The sequence below is a fragment of the Massilia sp. P2_C2 genome (assembly GCF_056404615.1).
The window spans coordinates 1-18637 of the sequence record NZ_JBFUDR010000012.1 but is presented as its reverse complement, the minus strand read 5'-3'; the positions used below and the strand labels follow the sequence as shown (position 1 = coordinate 18637).

Genomic DNA, 18637 nt, shown 5'->3' with positions numbered 1-18637 from the left:
GCCATGCATATCATCATTGGAGGAACAGGACGGGTCGGCTCGGCGACGGCACGCGCGCTGCTGCGGCGCGGCGAGCCAGTCACGGTCGTTACACGCAATGCCGGCCATGCATCCGGCCTCAGGGACGCGGGCGCGCAAATCGCCGTCGCCGACGTGCGCGACGTGCACGCGTTGCGCGCGATCCTGCGCACCGGCACGACCGCGCTGCTGCTGAATCCGCCAGCCGCCCCGTTCACCGACACCGACGCCGTGGAACGGGCCAACGCCGCCGCCATCGCCGACGCCGTGCTGGACTCGGGCCTGCGCAAGGCCGTGGCGGTGTCCACGTTCGGCGCCCGTCCGGGCACCCCGTGCGGCGACCTGACCGTACTGTTCGAATTCGAAGAAAAGCTCAGGGCACAGCCGGTACCCGTCGCCGTCAACCGCGGCGCCTACTACATGAGCAACTGGGCCGACATGCTCGCCGCTGTCCGTCATCGCGGCAAGCTGCCGAGCTTCTTCCCGGCGGACGTCGCGATCCCGATGGTCGCACCTAGCGACCTCGGCGAAGCGGCCGCGCGCCGGCTGCTGGAACCGGCCGACCACACCGGCACCTGGTACGTCGAAGGGCCGCGCCGGTACACGCCGCGCGACGTCGCCGACGCGTTTGCCCACGCACTGGACCGCCCCGTCGACGTCGAGGTGATCCCCCGCCGCGCATGGGAACAGACATTCCGCCAGCTCGGTTTCTCGCCGGAAGCGGCGCGCTCTTACGTCTGCATGACCGGCACCGTGCTGGACGAACAGGATCGCTGGCCGGATGCGCCGGTGCGGGGGACCACGACGCTGGACGATTACATCCGCGGTGTGGTCGAGCGTGGTAAGTATTAAAACTACACACATATGCCAATTGAGTTGACATACAAATATGCTCAGACAACAATCTATCCCGCAGAGCACAAAGACATATGCAGAATGATTGCGTGATACGTAGTTTCTATCCGCACATCTATAACTGGAACCCTGAAGACGCAGATAGCGGCGCTGATGGCGGCACGCAAGAACGCGGGCGTGACGTCGACGTCGGCCGTCGCCATCCAGCAGGCGACCCAGGGCCTGTACGCGGCCATCATCACCGGCAACACGCACCAGCTGGCCATGAAGATCGGCCCGAACAGCTGGAGCCGGGCGCCGGCTGGACGCTGCAGACCTCGGGCAACAACTACGCCGTCTGGATGAAGTAACTCAGGCTTCGACCACCTGCAGGCGCGCCGGCTGGCCGCCTTCCGCCAGGTCGCGGCCGTGCACGCTCACGCGGTTGCGGCCATTCTGCTTGGCGTGGTACAGCGCCTCGTCGGCGCGGCGCAGGATGTCTTCCCACTGCTGGTCGCACTCTTCCAGCGCGGCCACACCGACGCTGACGGTCATCGTCACGGCCGTGCCGCCGACGGTCAGCGGCGCGGCCTCCACCACCTCGCGCACGCGCTCGGCGATGCGGCAGGCGCAGGCCAGATCCTCGCCGCAGACGAGCACGGCGAACTCCTCCCCGCCGATGCGGAACAACGCATCGTAGCCGCGCAACACGCGCGCCCCCAGTGCCGTCACGTGGCAGATGGCCGCGTCGCCCACGCCATGGCCGAAGCGGTCGTTGACGGACTTGAAGTGATCGATGTCGAAGATGATGAAATACATGGCCGAGCGGGTGCGCCGGCTGCGGCGGAATTCACTCAGGGCGATGTCGTGCAGGGCACGCCGGTTCAGCCAGCCGGTCAGCACGTCCGTCAGCGACGCCCGGCGCAGCGCGAGCGTCTGCTGGTGGGTGACGATCAACGCGCAGCACACCGTCCCCAGCGCCAGGTACACGAGTATCTGCAGCGCGCCTGACGTGCGGAAGAATTCGCCGCCCGGGAAGCCCGGCGGATCGCCGTCGTACACGATCAGGACGACCACGCGCACGACCTGCACCAGCGCGGTCAGCACCTGCAGCACGATCAGCGGCAGGTAGGAAGCGCGCGCCTCGCGCTCGCGCCGGCGCCACAGCAACCAGGCCACCGCGAGGTTGATCGCGCACAGGAAGGGGGTGAACAGCATAAGCCGGTACAGCGGCACGCCGCGCAGGAAAAGCAGCCCATGCGCMGCCAGCACGCCGACCATCAGCAGCACGCCCCAGCACCACCCGGGCGCCAGGCGCAGGTGGCGCCGCACCCCGGCCAGCATGCCGAAGTGCCCGCCGATGTGGAGGGCATTGACGCAGGCGATGACGACGATGGAACCGTCCCGCCCCTGCAGGCCGATGGCGGCCGTCAAGTTGCTAAGGGCGAAGAAGATGCCGGCCACCGTCCAGTCGGCGAGGCAGGCCTGGCGCGCGCTGGCGACATAGAGCAGCCCCATGCCGGCGGCCATGGTCAGCGCCGCGAGCGCGGCGGCCACGATGAGTGTGAACGCGTCCATCTGCCCCCTTCGCCGATCGGCGCAATGTCGGTCAAAAATGATTCCTTAAGTATAAAACTATTGTTGTTATGCAAAACTAACGGATTATTGCAATCGCAAGGATTAATAGTCTTTTAATGTACTTTTGTTCGCATGAGCAAGCGAAACCGGCCCGTACCAAGGCTGTGATATACAGGGTTAACCGCAGCCTCGGCCAAGAAACCGACTCCCATGAATGCCGCTTTCTTCGCGATCGTCGCCGCCCAGTTCTTTTCGTCGCTGGCGGACAGCGCCCTGTTCATCCTGTGCGTCTCGCTGATCGCCACGCTCTCGTTCCCGCAATGGATGACGCCCCTCCTGAAGATGGGCTTCGTGCTGTCGTACATCCTGCTGGCGCCGTTCGCCGGCGCGTTCGCCGACCGGTTTCCGAAAGGCCGCGTGATGCTGCTGACGAACACCATCAAGATGTTGGGCTGCTCGCTGATCCTCGCCAAGGCCAATCCCCTGCTCGCCTACGGCATCGTGGGACTGGGCGCGTCCGCGTACTCGCCGGCCAAGTACGGCATCCTGGCCGAGGTCTTGCCGCCGCGCCGGCTCGTGGCGGCCAATGGCTGGATCGAGGGGACGACCGTGCTGTCGATGATCCTCGGTACCGTGCTCGGCGGCGTCATTTCCGCCAATCCGCAGGCGATCGCCTGGCTGTTGCGCCTGCCCTCCTCCCTCACGCTGCCCTGGCAAGCCTCGCCCATCGGCATGGCGGTGGCCGTGATCGTGCTGGCCTACCTGCTCGCGACGCTGCTGAACCTGCCCGTGATGCACGCGGGCGCCCGTCCGACCGGCACGCACCGGGCGCTGCCCGCGCTGCTGGCCGATTTCTACCGCTGCAACCGCACCCTGTGGCGCGACCGCGAAGGCCGCATCTCGCTCGGCGTCACGTCGCTGTTCTGGGGCACCGGGATGGTGTTGCAGGTACTGCTGCTGACGTGGGCGCAGACGGTGCTGGGCCTGCCGCTGGACCACGCGGCCGCGCTGCAAGGCGTGTTCGCGCTCGGTGTCGCGCTGGGCGCCGCCATTGCCGGCAAGGCCGTGCCGCTCGTGCGCTCGCTGGCCGTGATGCCGCTCGGGGTCGTGCTGGGCATCGGGCTGTGCGCCATGGTCTGGGTCCATTCCGTGCGCGTGGCGCTGCCGCTGCTGCTCGCGATCGGCATCCTGGCCGGCCTGTTCCTCGTGCCCATGAACGCCATGCTGCAGCACCGCGGCCACCGCCTGATGAGCGCCGGACAATCGATCGCCGTGCAGAACTTCAACGAGAACCTCGCCATCCTCGCGATGACGGCCAGCTATGCGCTGGCGCTGCAGGCGCAGCTGCGGCTCGATACCGTGCTCGTGCTGCTGGGCATGCTGGTCGTGCTCGTTACCGTCGGCTTGCGCGGGATGGCGGCGCCGCGCGATCGCTGACGTGTCCGCAGCGGCTTCCGCCGACGGCCAAGCCCACCCATCACGGCTGTGTGCAAAAGGTGCTACGCTAAGGGAATGACAATACCGCAACCACCCTTTACCGATCCTGCCCGCATCGTGGATGCGCTGCGCGGCGACGGCTACGCCCTGCTGCGTCCCACCGACGTGGCGCAGCTCTGCGGCTGCACGTTTGAAGAACTGCAGGCGCTGGCACCGAGCTGGGAACGCCTGGAACTCGACAACTACCTGAAGGACGGCGGCCGCTACCGCCGGCGCCGGCATTCCTGCTTTGTCGACTGCGGCGACAGCCTCACGCAAAGCCCGCACCGCGCGCACTGGCAGCCGGTCGAGTACAACGCCCTGCACGGCGGCATGCACCGCCTGTTCGTGCCCGTCGAACCGTCCACCGTCGAACTGCCGGCCTGGGGCAAACTGCTGCGCGCGCTGGGCACCATGTGCTCGCAGGCGAAGGGCCCGCAGACATGGTACGTCGAGGCGCACCAGTTCCGCATCGACACGGCCGACGGCATCGGCCGCCCCACGCCGGAAGGCGCGCACCGCGACGGCGTGGACTTCGTCGCCGTGATCCTGATCGGGCGCCATAACATCAAGGGCGGCGAGACCCGCGTCTTCGAGGCCAATGGCCCCAGGGGCCAGCGCTTCACGATGACGGAACCCTGGACCCTGCTGCTGCTGGACGATGCCGCCGTGATCCACGAATCGACGCCGATCCAGCCCGTCGGCGAGAACGCCCACCGCGACACGCTCGTGCTGACCTGGCGCGCCGACGCCTTCCAGGGCGACGACGCCGAGACGACCGGCGCCTGATCGTCGACACCGCGCGGCCCCGGCGGCCGCGCCAACTCTCCCGCCAGACCGTGTGCGCCGAAAGATGTTARCGCCGGACAAATACTGTTAAAAAAAAAGCCCGCAACCTTGCGGTGCGGGCTGAATCCAGGTTTTCGGAGAAAAACTGGAGGAGACAGTTCCTACTATAGACCTATTTTTTGTGCACTGCAATACCGTAGAACTACGATATCTAGAGTGCCACCTCTAGAGCGAGACGACAGGAGCCGGTCAGGTCTTGATAAAACGGAAAGCCAGGCGCTTTTGCGGCATTGCGGGAAAGACTTGCTCCAAATGGTTATCGCCTAACATTAAATGTTGTTCCGAAATTTGCGCAAGCACAGAACGAAAATCGGTCGAGACAGGTAAATCTCGCCCTTCGTTCAGTTGCGCGTCGTCGAGGCCTGCCCAGTCGCCGTAAACCTTACCGCCGCGCACAGCTCCGCCCATGACCCACATCACATTGCCGTGACCGTGGTCCGTGCCGCCGTTGCCGTTCTCGCGCGCCGTGCGGCCGAATTCGGACATCACGACGACGACCGTGTCATCGAACAGCGGACCCAGGCGCTCGGCCAGCACGGCCAGGCCCTCGCCCAGCGGTGCCAGGCGGTTCGCCAGCTGGCCGCTGGCCGCGCCCTGGGCGGCGTGCGTGTCCCAGCCGCCCAGCGCGACGAAGGCGAACTGGATGTTCGGGTCGTTGCGCATCAGCCCAGCCAGGCGGGCGGCGTCGCCGGGAAAGCCGTTCGGCAGCGGCGCGCCCTGGTCGGCGGCCTGCATCTCGTGGCTTTCCAGCGCATCCATGACCTCGCGGTGCGCCGCGCGCCCGTCCGCGTATGCGCGCCCGAAGCGCGGGTGGCCGGCATACAGCGCGTCGAAGGCGGCCTTGACGGCGGGCCGGTCGAGCAGGTCCGCGCGCGCGGCGTTCGCCACGTTGGGCAGGTTCACGGCGGCGGCGCGGCCGGACAGGATGCGCGGCAGCACGGGACCGACGCCCAGCAGCCGGCTCGGCGATTGCGGGCCGGGCAGCGCGGCCACGAGACGGTTCATCCAGCCGTCCGGCGTGCTCTTGCGGCCGGGTGTCGCGGATTCCATGTAGTCCTGGGCGTCGAAGTGGGAGCGCGTCGCGTCCGGCGAACCGCTGGCGTGCACGAAGGCGAGCCGGCGCGCCTGCCACAGCGGCTGCAGGCGCGCGAGCGCGGGGTGCAGGCCGAAATAGCCGTCGAGGTCGAGCGCCCCGCCATCCTTGCCGGGCGCCGCCAGGGCGATCGTGGGCCGCAGCCGCGCGTAATTGGCGTCGCCGACGGGGGCGACGACGTTCAAGCCGTCGACGGCGCCGCGCAGCATCACGACGATGAGCTTTTTGCCGGTCGGATTGGCGGGCGCACTGACGGCCCAGGCGGCACGCCCCACCGGCAGCAGGATGCCGGCGCCCAGCGCCAGCGCGTCGAGGAAGTGCCTGCGTCGCATGTCGGCCTCCAGGGAAGAATCAGCGCTGCATGAAATCGGGACTGCCGAGCAGCATGGCGGCCCGCAGCTTGTCCGGATTGCGCTGGACGATGCCGAGTGTGCGCGCCGACACCGATCCGGCCAGCGTGGCCTGCACGCGGGCCGGATCGAGCACGGGCGAATCGCTCCCCGGCGCCAGCGGCAGCCGGCCGGCGGCCAGCGCCGTCACGAAGGCGATGCGCCGCGTCAGCGCGTCCGGGTTGAGCCACGCGTCCTGCGTGTTCTTGTACCCGTCCGGCGTCGGGCAGCCGTACAGCGGCATGCCCAACTGGTCCAGCGCGCCCACGAGGGGCTCCACGTTCGTCACGGGAACCGCGGCGGCCCGCACCGCCGACACCACGAACTGGTACGGCGTCTTGAACTTGGCGCCCGCGGCGCCGGCGGCCATGAACTCGCGGCTGACGAACAAGGTCGCCAGCACGGCGCGGATGTCGCCCTGCGACGCGAGCCACGTGGCCGCCATGCGGTCGACGAGGGCCGGCGGCGGATCGTCGCTGACGAAGTACCGGGCCAGCTCGCGGCTCACGTGATGCGCCGTGACCGGGTGCATGGCCAGCACGTCCAGCGCGTATTCCCCTTCCTGCTGGCCGGCGGGCGCGATCGCGTGCCCGAGCCAGGTCTTGGCGCCGCCGTCATGGCGGTTCGCATCGAAGCGGAACGTCTCGCCCTGGTTGACGAGGCGGCGCTGGTCGAACGTCCACCCGGTCAGCATGCGCGCCAGTTCCGTCACGTCGCGCTGGGTGTAGCCGCCATCCACGCCCAGCGTGTGCAATTCCATCAGTTCGCGCGCATAGTTTTCGTTCAGGCCGCGCGCCTTGCCCTTCGCGTCCGGACGCGGCGCCGACGACACGGCATTGTCGAGGTAGAACAACATCGCCGGATGCTTCGCCGTCGCGCCCAGCAGCGCGCGGAAGGAACCCAGCGCATACGGCCGGATCGCGTCGCGTTCGTAGCTGGCGACGAGGGCCCGGGCTATGCCCTTGCCGGCGAAAACGTTGAAATGGTTGTACCAGAAGTCGACCATGACTTCTTCCAGCTGGCGCGGGCTCTCCACTGCGCGCCACAGCCGGGCTGCGGCCGCCTGGCGCGCCGCGCGCATCTGCGCTTCGCGCCGGCGCTGCCGCGCACCCTCGTCTTCCATGCGCACCTCGCGCCGCAGCGCCACGAATTCGTCCAGCGAGTCTCCCGCGCTCCGGTTGACCGTGTCGAGCTGCGCCAGGCGCGCCGTCAGGTCGCGTGGCAGCGGGATCGTCTCCGGATGCAGCTGTTCCTCGATCCAGCGCCGCACGCCCATGCCGGCCACGCGCTCGACGTCGCCGGGGCGCGGCCCGAAGGCCAGCCGGTTCAGCACATGCTGCGCCTGGGCCTGCTCATCCATGGGCGCGTCCGCCTGCGCCGGTGCGGCATGGGCCGTCACCAGGGCGGCGAGCAGGACGGCAAGCGCTGCGCGAAGGGTCATGTTCGATATCCTTTCTCCATCATTTAACCCTGAATGGACGAGCAGGAATATCGGCGCGACGTTTCAGGCGTAAGGATTTGTAACCAGCCTATACAAATCGTACGTACGGAACGGGCGCAGGGCGGAGGGCTTTGTTACACTGGCGGGCCATGCCGCTGCAACGTTCCGGCATTCTTCTGCCCTGACCATCCATGAATCCAGAATATCTCCGCCGCCTGTCCCGGCCCGCCCTCGTTGTATGCGCCGCGGCCATCCTGGCCGGCACGGCCGGCGTTTTCGTCTCCAGCCGCGCCGCCGACGACGGCAAGGCGGCCGCGCCGCGCCCCGCGCTGACCGTCACCACGGCGAAGCCGGAAAGCTCGCACCTCCCGCTGCGGCTGGCGGCCAACGGCAACGTGGCGGCCTGGCAGGAAGCCGTGATCGGCAGCGAGTCGAACGGCCTGCGCCTTGCGGATGTGAAGGTCAACGTGGGCGACGTCGTCAGGAAGGGTCAGGTGCTGGCCGTGTTCGACGCTGCGCCGGTCGAGGCGGACCTCGCGCAGGCGCGCGCCGCCGTGCAGGAAGCCGAGGCGAATGCGGCCGCCGCAAAGGCCGACGCGCAGCGGGCGCGCGCCCTGCAAAGTTCCGGAGCGATGAGCGAGCAGCAGATCACGCAATACGTCACGGCCGAGCGCACGGCCGCCGCGCGCGTGGCGTCCGCAAAGGCGACGCTGGACCAGCAGCGGCTGCGCCTGAAGTACACGCAGGTCGTGGCGCCGGATGCCGGCGTGATTTCCGCGCGCAACGCCACCGTCGGCGCCGTCGCCGGCGTGGGCACCGAGATGTTCCGCATGATCCGCCAGGGCCGCCTGGAATGGCGCGCCGAGGTGACGGCCGCCGAGCTGCCGCGCGTGAAACCGGGCCAGAAGGCCGTCGTCAGGACGGCCAGCGGCGCCGGCGTGCAGGGACGCGTGCGCACCGTGGCGCCCACGGTCGATGCGCAGAGTCGCGTCGCCCTCGTCTACGTCGACCTGCCGCCGGCGCTGTCCGCGGATGCGCCGCTGAAGGCCGGCATGTTCGCCAGCGGCGAGTTCGCGCTGGGCGAATCGGCCGCGCTGACGGTGCCGCAGCAGGCCATCGCCGTGCGCGACGGCTTTGCCTACGTGTTCCGCCTGAACGCGGACAGCCGCGTGAGCCAGTTGAAGGTGACGACCGGCCGCCGCCTCGGCGACCGCGTCGAGGTGACGGCGGGCCTGCCCGCGGATGCGCTGGTCGTCACGAGCGGCGCCGGCTTCCTGAACGATGGGGATTTGGTACGACAGGTACCAAATCCCGTACGCAACGTGCAGGCGCTGGCCGCCCGCTGAGGATCGCGATGAATTTTTCCGCGCTCTCGATCCGCAACCCGATCCCGGCGATCATGCTGTTCGCCCTGCTCACGTTCGCCGGCATACTGGCGTTCCGGGCCAACAAGGTGCAGGACTTCCCGGACATCGAACTGCCCATCGTCACCGTCACCGCGACGCTCGACGGCGCCGCGCCCGCCCAGCTGGAAACGGAGGTGGCGCGCAAGATCGAGGATTCGGTCGCCACGCTGCAGGGCGTCAAGAACATCTATGCGCGCGTGCTCGATGGCGTGGCCACGATCACCGTCGAATTCATCCTCGAGAAAGACCTGTCGGACGCCGTCAACGACGTGCGCGACGCGGTCTCGCGCGTGCGCGCCGACCTGCCCGCGGAGATGCGCGACCCGAGCGTGACGAAGACGACGACCGCCGGCCGCGTCGTGCTGACCTTCACCGCGCAGGCGGCGGACGCGCACGGCCGGCCCGCGCTCGATGCGCCGGACCTCAGCTGGTTCGTCGACAACACCGTCTCGAAACGCCTGCTCGGCGTGCCCGGCGTGGGCGCCATCAAGCGCGTGGGCGGCGTCACGCGCGAGGTGCGCGTGGAACTCGATGACCAGAAGATGGCCGCGCTGCGCGTGTCCGCGCTGGACGTCTCGCGCCTGCTGCGCAACGTGCAGCGCGAAGAACCGGGCGGCCGCGGCGACGTCAGCGGCGCCGAGCAATCCGTGCGCACGCTCGCGACGGTGCAGACGGCGCAGGAACTGGCGCGCATGGAGATCCCGCTGCCGGACGGACGCCACGTGCGCCTGGACGAGATCGCGCACGTGCTTGACACGGTCGCGGAGCCGCGCGCCATCGCCGAGCAGGACGGCAAGCCCGTCGTCGGCTTCGAGATATTCCGCACGCGCGGCGCCGGCGAGATGGATGTCGCGAACAGCGTGCGCAAGGCCGTCGCCGAGCTGCAGCAAAAGCACAGCAACGTCGTGCTGCGCGAAGTGATCGACAACGCCGCACCGGTCGAGGACAACTTCGACGCATCGATGGACATGCTGTACGAAGGCGCCGCGCTGGCCGTGCTCGTCGTCTGGTGGTTCCTGCGCGACTGGCGCGCCACCCTCGTCGCGGCGGCCGCGCTGCCGCTGTCCGTGGTCCCCGCCTTCCTCGGCCAGTATCTGTTCGGCTACACCGTGAACACGGTGACGCTGCTGTCGCTCGCGCTCGTCGTGGGCGTGCTCGTGGACGATGCGATCGTCGAGATCGAGAACATCTCGCGCCACCTGCGCATGGGCAAGACGCCGATGCAGGCGGCGCTGGAAGCAGCGGACGAAATCGGCATGGCCGTGATCGCGACGACGTTCTCCCTCGTCGCCGTGTTCCTGCCGACCGCGTTCATGAGCGGCATCCCCGGCAAGTTCTTCAAGCAGTTCGGCTGGACGGCCGTGCTGGCGATCCTGGCGTCGCTGCTGGTCGCGCGCCTGCTGACGCCGATGATGGCCGCCTACCTCCTGAAACCGCTGCCGCATGGGGAAGAACGCGACGGCCCGCTGATGCGCCGCTACATGCGCACGATGCAGTGGTGCCTGCGCCACCGCGGCCTGACGATGATCGCGGCCGCTCTCTTTTTCGTCGGATCGGTCTCGCTCGTGCCGCTGCTGCCGACGGGCTTCGTGCCGGCCGCCGACCGCTCGCAGACCCAGATCAACGTCGAACTGCCGCCCGGCGCCCCCCTGGCGGAGACGCGCGTCGTGGCCGAGCGCGTGCGCCAGGTGGCGATGGGCACGCCGAACGTGAAGAGCGTATTCAGCTCCATCGGCGGCGGTTCCAGCGGCGACGCGTTCGCGCCCGGCACCGCAGCCGAAGCCCGGCGCGCCGTGCTGACGGTGACGACGGTGCAGCGCCAGGATCGCAAGGAAAAACTGGCCGTTGTCGAATCGGCGCTGCGCGCGCGCCTGGCCGACGTGCCCGGCGCCCGCTTCACGGTCGGCTCGCCCGACTCGGGCGTCAAGCTGCAGCTCGTGCTGCGCAGCGAGGATCCGGACGCGCTGATGGTCGCCGCGCGGCGCGCCGAACGCGAACTGCGCACGTTGCGCGGCATCGGCAACGTCAAGTCCAGCGCCTCGCTCGTGCGCCCGGAAATCATCGTGCGTCCCGACTTCGCGCGCGCCGCCGACCTGGGCGTGACGGCCGCCAGCATCGGCGAGACCGTGCGCGTGGCGACCAGCGGCGACTACGACCAGGTGCTGGCCAAGATGAACGTGTCCGAGCGCCAGGTGCCGATCCGCGTGAAGCTGCCCGATGCCGTGCGCGCCGACCTTGACGCCATCGGCCGCCTGACCGTCCCCGGCAAGAACGGTCCCGTGCTGCTGGCGAACGTGGCCACCATCACGATGGAAAGCGGCCCCGCGCAGATCGACCGCCTGAACCGCAGCCGCAACGTCACGCTGGAGGTGGAGCTGAACGGCCGCTCGCTGGGCGAGGTGAACGCGGAAGCGCGCGCCCTGCCCGCCCTGAAGAACCTGCCGCCGAACGTGACGATCGCGGAACTGGGCGACGCGCAGGAGATGCAGAACCTGTTCGCCAGCTTCGGCCTCGCCATGCTGATCGGCGTGCTGTGCATCTACGGCGTGCTGGTGCTGCTGTTCACCGACTTCCTGCAGCCGGTGACGATCCTCGCCGCGCTGCCGCTGTCGATCGGCGGCGCCTTCGTCGCGCTGCTGCTGACGCGCAGCGCGCTGTCGATGCCGTCGATGATCGGCCTGATCATGCTGATGGGGATCGTGACGAAGAACTCGATCCTGCTCGTCGACTACGCGATCCTTGCGCGCAAGGCCGGCATGAGCCGCTTCGACGCGCTGGTCGACGCCTGCCACAAGCGTTCGCGCCCGATCATCATGACGACGATCGCGATGGGCGCCGGCATGCTGCCGCTGGCGCTGGGCCTGTCGGGCGACCCCAGCTTCCGCTCGCCGATGGCCGTCGCAGTGATCGGCGGCCTGATCACGTCGACCTTGCTGAGCCTGCTGGTGGTGCCGGCCGTGTTCACCTACGTCGACGACATCGAGCACTGGTTCGGGCGCCACGCGAAGCGGCTGCGGCATCATCCACGCCATCCGGTGCCGGACCGCGAAACGGCGCACAAGTAGGGTGGGCACCCCTGTGCCCACGCGGACGCCGGCATTATGCAAACGTCACGCGTGGGCTCGGAGAGCCCACCCTACGGATAGTTCAAACGCGCTACTTATCAATAATCGCGGTTACGTCCACCCAGCAGCTTGGCCAGCACGAAGCCGGCTGCAGCGGCGATGGCGATCGCGGTGCCCGGTTTCTGGCGCACGTACTCGTAGCTGGCTTCCTTCCACTGGCCATAGGCGTCGGTCAGCTGCTGCTGGCGCTGGCCCAGGTTGAGGGAGGCGCCGCTCAGCATGCCCTGCAGCTTGTCGACGCCGGCATGGGCGGTGGTCGCGAGACGGTCGACGACCGGACGGGCCGCATCGGCAGCCTTGTCCACCATCGGACGGGCGGCGTCGGCAGCCTTGTCGATGGACTGGTGCAGGTCTTGCGCGCGCGCGCTCACCTGGGCGCCCAGGTCTTTCGCATCGCCCCCCACGCCCGAGCCGGTACCGGCGCCGGCGCTCTGGCTGCTCAAGCCGCTGCTGCCCGAGCCCATGCTGCTGCTGGAGCTGCCGCCGATGCTGCTATTTGTGCCGCTGGCGGTGGAGCCGCTAGCGCTCATCGAACCCATCGAGCCCATGCCCGACGACGAGCCGGCATTGCTGGTGCCGCCCACGGCGCCCGTGCTGGACGCGGTGGCGCCGCCGGTGCTGCTGCCGGTCGAGCCGAGCTGGTCCTTGCCCTGGTTCAGCTGGCTGCTCTTGTTCAGGCTGCCCGAACCGGTATTGCTGCCCAGGTTTCCCGAGCCGCTGGCGTTCGGCAGGTTGCTGTCCTTGCCCTGGTTGCCTGCGTTGGTGTCCTTGCCCAGGCTCGATCCCGAGCCCAGGCTGCTGCCTTTTGCTTCGCTCGACTTCTGATTATCCATGATGAATTCCTCGTAAAAATGTAGACCAACGCGGAGTAGACCGATACTCGACCATCACCACATTCCGGATCTTCCCTTATTCCCTTCGAAACAAGACGAAGGCACGAGAATGGGCTGCGCTACATCAACGGAAGCAGCTGAGTCATGCAGCAAGTCAAGGCCCGTTGGCGTTGACTCTGTAGAGGCTCAAAAGTTCCACGTGCAGTAATGATCCATCTCGCGTTCGCAATGTGCCGCAGTGCCGGTTTTTGTAGACACCGTCATGCGGCGTCGCGATACAAAAAATATAACTTTTGGTCGTTGAGGACTGTGCGGTGCCTAACAGAGCCATTGGATCACGGGAACGTGGAGGGGGGCGCACGGGTGGCGTGCGGGGCGCACAAAGCAAAAAGGGCCACCCTGCTGGGTGGCCCTTCTCACTGTGTTTGGTGCCGCTGACCGGAATCGAACTGGTGACCTTCGCATTACGAATGCGCTGCTCTACCGACTGAGCTACAGCGGCTAAACCTGAACAACGTTTAACCTGTGTCCGCATACCTGCCATCAGACTGCTGGCGGCCCTTGGACCTTGCGTCTTGCCGCCCAGAACTGGACTGCACCGCAAAGGAGCCCGCATTCTAACAACAACTCCGCAAACTTGCTAGTCCAACTCGGCAATTTTTATGCGGGACGGYCAAAAATCATTCGGCGTGATAGCTCGTCACGAGATCCACCTCGCTCTTCGAGCCCAGGAACACGGGCACGCGCTGGTGCAGCTTATGCGGCGCGATGTCGAGGATGCGCTGGCGGCCGTCCGTCGCGGCGCCGCCGGCCTGTTCGACGATGAAGGCCATCGGGTTCGCTTCGTACATCAGGCGCAGCTTGCCGGGCTGCGACGGGTCGCGCTGGTCGGCCGGGTACATGAAGATGCCGCCGCGGTTCAGGATGCGGTGCACGTCGGCCACCATCGAGGCGATCCAGCGCATGTTGAAATCCTTGCCGCGCGGGCCAGTCTTGCCGGCCAGCATTTCATCGACGTAGCGCGTGACGGGCGGATACCAGTGACGCTGGTTCGACATGTTGATGGCGAATTCCTTCGTCTCGACGGGGATCTGCAGGTCCTTCTGCGTGAGCACCCACGAACCCATCTCGCGGTCCAGCGTGAAGCAGTTGACGCCGTTGCCGGTGGTGAGCACGAGCATCGTCTGCGGGCCGTACACGGCATAGCCGGCCGCGACCTGCTTGCTGCCGGCCTGCATGAAGTCGGCTTCGGTCGGGTGCGTCATGCCTTCCGGCGCCTTCAGCACGGAGAAGATGGTGCCGATGGAGACGTTGACGTCGATGTTCGACGAGCCGTCCAGCGGATCGAACAGCAGCATGTATTCGCCCATCGGGTAGCGGTTCGGGATCGGGTGGATCGATTCCATTTCCTCCGACGCCATCGCCGCCAGGTGGCCGCCCCATTCGTTAGCCTCGAGCAGGATCTCGTTGGAAATCACGTCGAGCTTCTTCTGCACTTCGCCCTGGATGTTCTCGGTGTTGGCGCTGCCGAGGATATCGCCGAGCGCGCCCTTGCCGACCGAGTGCGAGATGGTCTTGCAGGCGCGCGCCACCACTTCGATCAGGAGGCGCAGCGATGCCGGGATGTTGCTGTGGAGACGCTGTTCCTCGACGAGGTATTGCGTCAGGCTGACTCGTTTCATGGACTTCCTTCAGTTTGTGAAAATTCGATTTATCGATGGCGCGTCGCATTGTAGGGTGGGCACCCCTGTGCCCACGCGCAACGCCGACATACCGCAAACGTCCGCGTGGGCACCCCGTGCCCACCATCTGCTCAATTGGCAAGGGCCTTGCTGATCACCTCGCGCACGTCGTTCGACAGCTTCGCCTGCCCCGCCACCTGCTGCAGGGCCCGCTTCATGTGGGCCTGCAGGTCGGGCGTGTAGCGGCGCCAGCGGTCCATCGCGCGGGCCAGGCGGCTGGCCACCTGCGGGTTCAGCGCGTCCAGCGCGATCACCTGCTCGGCCCAGTACGCGTAGCCGCTGCCGTCCGGCGCGTGGAAACCGACCGGGTTCCCGGCGCAGAAGGTAGACACCAGGCTGCGCGCGCGGTTCGGGTTACGCAAGGTGAAGGCCTTGTGCGTCATGAGTTCGCGCACGCGGTTGACGTCCGTCGTCGGGGCCGAGGCCTGCATCGCGAACCACTTGTCGACGACCAGTGCCTCGCCCTGGAATTCGTCGTAGAAGCGCTGCAGGGCGTCGGAGGCGGCCGGCGCGCGCGCATGCACGAGGGCCGACAGGGCCGCCACGCGGTCCGTCATGTTCGTCGCGCCATCGAACTGGCGCTGGGCCAGGGCCAGGCTGGCGTCGTCCGGCGCCGCGCACAGGTAGGCCAGCGCCAGGTTCTTCAGCGCGCGCTTGCCGATCGATTCCGCGTCCGGGCTGTATTCACCCGGCGTCTGGTTGGCGTCGTACTGGGCCTGCAGTTCCGCGCGCAGGCGGGTGCCGATGGCGGCGCGCACGAACTGGCGCGCCAGGTGGATCGCGAGCGGGTCGACGACGTCCAGCTGGTCGGCAATCATCGTCTCCGACGGCAGCAGCAGCGCCTGCTCGCGGAAGGCCGGGTCGAGCGAGCCGTCCGTGAGGATCTTGCGCATGGCGTCGACGAACACGTCGTCCAGGTCGAGCCGGTCGGCAACGTTGCCAGCCGCGGCCACCTGGCCCGTCAGTTTCAGCAGGCGGCTCATCGCGAGGCGCTGGCCCGCCTCCCAGCGGTTGACGGGGTCGCTGTCGTGGCTGAACAGGTGGACCAGTTCGGCATCGCCATAGCCGTATTTCAGGATCACGGGCGCGGAAAAATCGCGCAGGATCGACGGCGTCGGCTGCGCCGTCACGCCGGTGAACACGAAGGTCTGATCGCTTTCCGTCAGTTCCAGCACGGCCGTCGTGCCGTAAGCCTTGCCGTCGACCGTCAGCGGCAGGTCGCGGCCGTCCTCGCCCAGCAGGCCCACTGCCACCGGGATGTGGAACGGCAGCTTCTCCGTCTGGCCCGGGGTCGGCGGGCACGACTGGATGAGGCGCAGGGTATAGGTCTGCGCCGCTTCGTCGTAGCGCGTCTCGGCCTGCACGACCGGCGTGCCGGCCTGGCTGTACCAGCGCTCGAACAGCGTCAGGTCGCGGCCATTGGCGTCGGCCATCGCCAGGCGGAAATCGTCGCAGGTGACAGCCTGGCCGTCGTGCCGCTCGAAGTACAGGTCCATGCCCTTGCGGAAGCCCTCGCGGCCCAGCAGGGTCTGGTATATGCGCACGACCTCGGCGCCCTTCTCGTAGACGGTGACCGTGTAAAAATTATTGATCTCGACGAAGGAATCGGGACGGACCGGGTGGGCCATCGGGCCGGCATCTTCCGGGAACTGGGCCTGGCGTAGCGTGCGCACCTGGTCGATGCGGGTGACGGCGCGGCCCGTGCTCGTGCCGATCATGTCGGCCGAGAATTCCTGGTCGCGGAACACGGTCAGACCCTCTTTCAGCGACAGCTGGAACCAGTCGCGGCAGGTGACGCGGTTGCCCGTCCAGTTGTGGAAGTATTCGTGGCCGACGACGGCCTCGATGCCCTGGAAGTCGACGTCCGTCGCGACGCGCGGATTGGCCAGCACGAACTTGGTATTGAAGATGTTCAGGCCCTTGTTTTCCATCGCGCCCATGTTGAAGTCGCCCACGGCGACGATCATGAAGCGGTCCAGGTCGAGCTCGAGGTTCCAGCGTTCCTCGTCCCAGCGGATGCTGTGCTTCAGCGACTGCATCGCGTAATCCGTCTTGTCGAGGTTGCCCTCTTCCACCCACACCTGCAGCAGGGCCTGGCGGCCGTCGGCCAGTTCGAACGTCTCTTCCTGGCAGACGAGGCGCGCGGCGACGAGCGCGAATAGATACGACGGCTTCTTGAACGGATCTTCCCACAGGGCGTAGTGGCGGCCATCGGGCAGAATGCCTTCTTCGAGCAGGTTACCGTTCGACAAAAGCACAGGATACTTGTCCTTGTCGGCGCGCAGCATGACGGTATAGCGGGACATCACATCCGGACGGTCCGGAAAATAGGTAATCCGGCGAAAACCTTCGGCCTCGCACTGCGTGTAGAAACTGCCATTGGACGTGTACAGGCCGCTGAGGGTAGTATTGCTTTCTGGAACACAAATGGTTTCGATTTCCAGCGTCGCCTCTTCCGGCGCATTGGGGATACGCAGCAGGGTACCCTCGATGACGTACTCGCCCTCGGCCAGCGTCCGGCCGTTCAGGCGCAGGATCACCAGTTCGATGTCTTCGCCGTACAGCTCGATTTCGCGCTGCGCGCTGGCGGGGTTGCGGCGCACCGTCATGCGGTTGGCGACGACGGTGCGGGCGGGGTCGAGATCGAAACCGAGTTCGACGGTATCGACCAGGTAGCTGGGGGCGGTGTAATCCTTACGGTAGATGGTCTGAGGCGTATCGGTGCGCATGGTCAGGGGTCCGCAAAGCCGTTGGTGGGATGCTTATTTTACCAACTCCTTTCCGGCGCAATCCGTACCTTTCGAATGTATCGCCATGTACAGCCAGTAACCGCGCGTAAATGTATCGACGGACACGGTGTATCAGGAATAAGATGGTCTTTGGACAAGACCGATTACAGGAAAGGAAACCCGACAGTTTCGGGTACCGAATAGATGGAGCTCGTCATGAAACGTACCATGATCACGGCGGTCGCATCGCTGAGCCTGTTGCTGGGCGGCTGCGCGACGACGATCCGCAGTGACGTCACCACCTTCAACCAGTGGCCGGCCCAGTTGCCCGACAAGAGCTATGCGTTCGAGACGCCGCCGCCGCAGGACAATACGCTCGAGCTGCAGAGCTATGAAAACCTCGTGCGCGCCCAGATGAGCCGCCTCGGCTTCCACGAGGCGCCGCAAGCGCCGGCGCTGAAGGTGTCGATGCGCTTCTCGACCATCGACGTACCCACGCAGGTGCTGTACCCGACCTTCGCACCGATGTACTCGCCCCGCTTTGCCTACATGGGATGGCGCCGGCGCTACTGGGGCGGCTGGTACAGCCCGTTCTACGATCCGCTGTGGGGCCCGTACCCGGCCTATGACGTGGAAGAAGAACACCGCTACCACCGCCAGCTGCAGATCTCGATCGCCTCGGCGACGGACGGCAGGCGCCTGTTCGACGTCACGGTGCGCAACGTCAGCCGGCAGATGTCGACGCCGGTCGTGATGCCGGCCCTCGTGCAGAGCGCGTTCGAAGGGTTCCCCGGGCCGAACGGCGGGTCGCGCGTGATCGAGATGAAGCAGGATCCGCGGCAGCAGAACGGTTGATCGCCGCGTGGTGGACACGCCGTGTCCACGCGTGACGTTCGCGTTGTGTTTGCGTCCGCGTGGGCACAGGGTGCCCACCCAACGGCAGTGATCGTTCGTAGACAGAATGTATTGACCTACCAACCTCAACGGACGCGGGTTACGCTGAGGGTTGGTGAACCTTTCGGCGCAGAGCCGCAATTGAGGAGGTAGGTCATGAACGAGTTTAGCAAATATGTAGGCCTGGATGTCCATAAGGCGACGATCGCTGTCTCGATTGCGGACAGTGC

The 18637-nt window shown here is 67.0% G+C and carries 13 protein-coding genes and 1 tRNA gene; 7 read left to right on the top strand and 7 right to left on the bottom strand.

Features of this window, described 5'->3' with window-relative positions; translation table 11 throughout:
- The first annotated feature begins 3 nt into the window (after positions 1 to 3).
- Positions 4 to 870 (top strand): NmrA family NAD(P)-binding protein, encoded by an 867-nt coding sequence (locus AC1DYX_RS02815; RefSeq protein ID WP_477256050.1) that lies wholly within the window; start codon positions 4 to 6, stop codon positions 868 to 870.
- 156 nt (positions 871 to 1026) lie between these two features.
- A complete protein-coding gene (locus AC1DYX_RS02810) occupies positions 1027 to 1218 on the top strand; it encodes an alpha-amylase C-terminal beta-sheet domain-containing protein (RefSeq protein ID WP_477256048.1) in 192 nt (63 codons plus the stop codon).
- Positions 1219 to 1224: 6 nt separating this feature from the next.
- On the opposite strand, the gene AC1DYX_RS02805 is transcribed toward AC1DYX_RS02810, so the two are convergent.
- Complete coding sequence (locus tag AC1DYX_RS02805) at positions 1225 to 2430, bottom strand: GGDEF domain-containing protein (protein WP_477256046.1); 1206 nt, start codon at positions 2428 to 2430, stop codon at positions 1225 to 1227.
- Positions 2431 to 2640: 210 nt separating this feature from the next.
- Between AC1DYX_RS02805 and lplT the strand changes: the two genes are divergently transcribed.
- Both lplT and AC1DYX_RS02795 read left to right on the top strand, forming a co-directional pair.
- Entirely contained in the window at positions 2641 to 3867 is a 1227-nt protein-coding gene (gene lplT / locus AC1DYX_RS02800) for a lysophospholipid transporter LplT (RefSeq protein WP_477256044.1), read from the top strand.
- Positions 3868 to 3942: 75 nt separating this feature from the next.
- Complete coding sequence (locus AC1DYX_RS02795; protein ID WP_477256042.1) at positions 3943 to 4695, top strand: 2OG-Fe dioxygenase family protein; 753 nt, start codon at positions 3943 to 3945, stop codon at positions 4693 to 4695.
- 249 nt (positions 4696 to 4944) lie between these two features.
- Here the strand turns inward: AC1DYX_RS02795 and AC1DYX_RS02790 are convergent, their stop codons facing one another.
- Complete coding sequence (locus AC1DYX_RS02790; RefSeq protein WP_477256040.1) at positions 4945 to 6180, bottom strand: DUF1501 domain-containing protein; 1236 nt, start codon at positions 6178 to 6180, stop codon at positions 4945 to 4947.
- 19 nt (positions 6181 to 6199) lie between these two features.
- Positions 6200 to 7678 carry a DUF1800 domain-containing protein gene (locus tag AC1DYX_RS02785; protein WP_477256038.1) on the bottom strand — a complete coding sequence of 493 codons (1479 nt, stop codon included), beginning with the start codon at positions 7676 to 7678 and terminating at the stop codon, positions 6200 to 6202.
- Between the two features lie 191 nt (positions 7679 to 7869).
- On the opposite strand from AC1DYX_RS02785, the gene AC1DYX_RS02780 reads away from it, so the two are divergent.
- A complete protein-coding gene (locus tag AC1DYX_RS02780; protein ID WP_477256036.1) occupies positions 7870 to 9024 on the top strand; it encodes an efflux RND transporter periplasmic adaptor subunit in 1155 nt (384 codons plus the stop codon).
- A gap of 8 nt (positions 9025 to 9032) precedes the next feature.
- Positions 9033 to 12149 carry an efflux RND transporter permease subunit gene (locus AC1DYX_RS02775; protein WP_477256034.1) on the top strand — a complete coding sequence of 1039 codons (3117 nt, stop codon included), beginning with the start codon at positions 9033 to 9035 and terminating at the stop codon, positions 12147 to 12149.
- Between the two features lie 98 nt (positions 12150 to 12247).
- Here the strand turns inward: AC1DYX_RS02775 and AC1DYX_RS02770 are convergent, their stop codons facing one another.
- The 4 genes from AC1DYX_RS02770 to pepN form a co-directional block, all read right to left on the bottom strand.
- A complete protein-coding gene (locus tag AC1DYX_RS02770) occupies positions 12248 to 13042 on the bottom strand; it encodes a hypothetical protein (RefSeq protein ID WP_477256032.1) in 795 nt (264 codons plus the stop codon).
- 426 nt (positions 13043 to 13468) lie between these two features.
- Positions 13469 to 13544 (bottom strand) — tRNA-Thr (locus tag AC1DYX_RS02765).
- A 178-nt stretch (positions 13545 to 13722) separates the two neighbouring features.
- Positions 13723 to 14724: a class 1 fructose-bisphosphatase gene (locus AC1DYX_RS02760; RefSeq protein WP_477256030.1), complete on the bottom strand. Its 1002-nt coding sequence runs from the start codon at positions 14722 to 14724 to the stop codon at positions 13723 to 13725.
- Between the two features lie 131 nt (positions 14725 to 14855).
- On the bottom strand, positions 14856 to 17513 hold the full coding sequence (gene pepN, locus AC1DYX_RS02755; protein WP_477256028.1) for an aminopeptidase N: 2658 nt from the start codon (positions 17511 to 17513) through the stop codon (positions 14856 to 14858).
- A 216-nt stretch (positions 17514 to 17729) separates the two neighbouring features.
- On the opposite strand from pepN, the gene AC1DYX_RS02750 reads away from it, so the two are divergent.
- Entirely contained in the window at positions 17730 to 18368 is a 639-nt protein-coding gene (locus AC1DYX_RS02750) for a DUF4136 domain-containing protein (RefSeq protein ID WP_477256026.1), read from the top strand.
- Positions 18369 to 18637: the final 269 nt, after the last annotated feature.

What these genes read in the sequence shown, in the direction of transcription:
- AC1DYX_RS02815 (WP_477256050.1), top strand. Translation starts at nt 4, where the DNA reads ATGCATATCATCATTGGAGGAACAGGACGGGTCGGCTCGGCGACGGCA.
- AC1DYX_RS02810 (WP_477256048.1), top strand. Translation starts at nt 1,027, where the DNA reads ATGGCGGCACGCAAGAACGCGGGCGTGACGTCGACGTCGGCCGTCGCC.
- lplT (WP_477256044.1), top strand. Translation starts at nt 2,641, where the DNA reads ATGAATGCCGCTTTCTTCGCGATCGTCGCCGCCCAGTTCTTTTCGTCG.
- AC1DYX_RS02795 (WP_477256042.1), top strand. Translation starts at nt 3,943, where the DNA reads ATGACAATACCGCAACCACCCTTTACCGATCCTGCCCGCATCGTGGAT.
- AC1DYX_RS02790 (WP_477256040.1), bottom strand. Translation starts at nt 6,180, where the DNA reads ATGCGACGCAGGCACTTCCTCGACGCGCTGGCGCTGGGCGCCGGCATC.
- AC1DYX_RS02785 (WP_477256038.1), bottom strand. Translation starts at nt 7,678, where the DNA reads ATGACCCTTCGCGCAGCGCTTGCCGTCCTGCTCGCCGCCCTGGTGACG.
- AC1DYX_RS02780 (WP_477256036.1), top strand. Translation starts at nt 7,870, where the DNA reads ATGAATCCAGAATATCTCCGCCGCCTGTCCCGGCCCGCCCTCGTTGTA.
- AC1DYX_RS02775 (WP_477256034.1), top strand. Translation starts at nt 9,033, where the DNA reads ATGAATTTTTCCGCGCTCTCGATCCGCAACCCGATCCCGGCGATCATG.
- AC1DYX_RS02770 (WP_477256032.1), bottom strand. Translation starts at nt 13,042, where the DNA reads ATGGATAATCAGAAGTCGAGCGAAGCAAAAGGCAGCAGCCTGGGCTCG.
- AC1DYX_RS02760 (WP_477256030.1), bottom strand. Translation starts at nt 14,724, where the DNA reads ATGAAACGAGTCAGCCTGACGCAATACCTCGTCGAGGAACAGCGTCTC.
- pepN (WP_477256028.1), bottom strand. Translation starts at nt 17,513, where the DNA reads ATGCGCACCGATACGCCTCAGACCATCTACCGTAAGGATTACACCGCC.
- AC1DYX_RS02750 (WP_477256026.1), top strand. Translation starts at nt 17,730, where the DNA reads ATGAAACGTACCATGATCACGGCGGTCGCATCGCTGAGCCTGTTGCTG.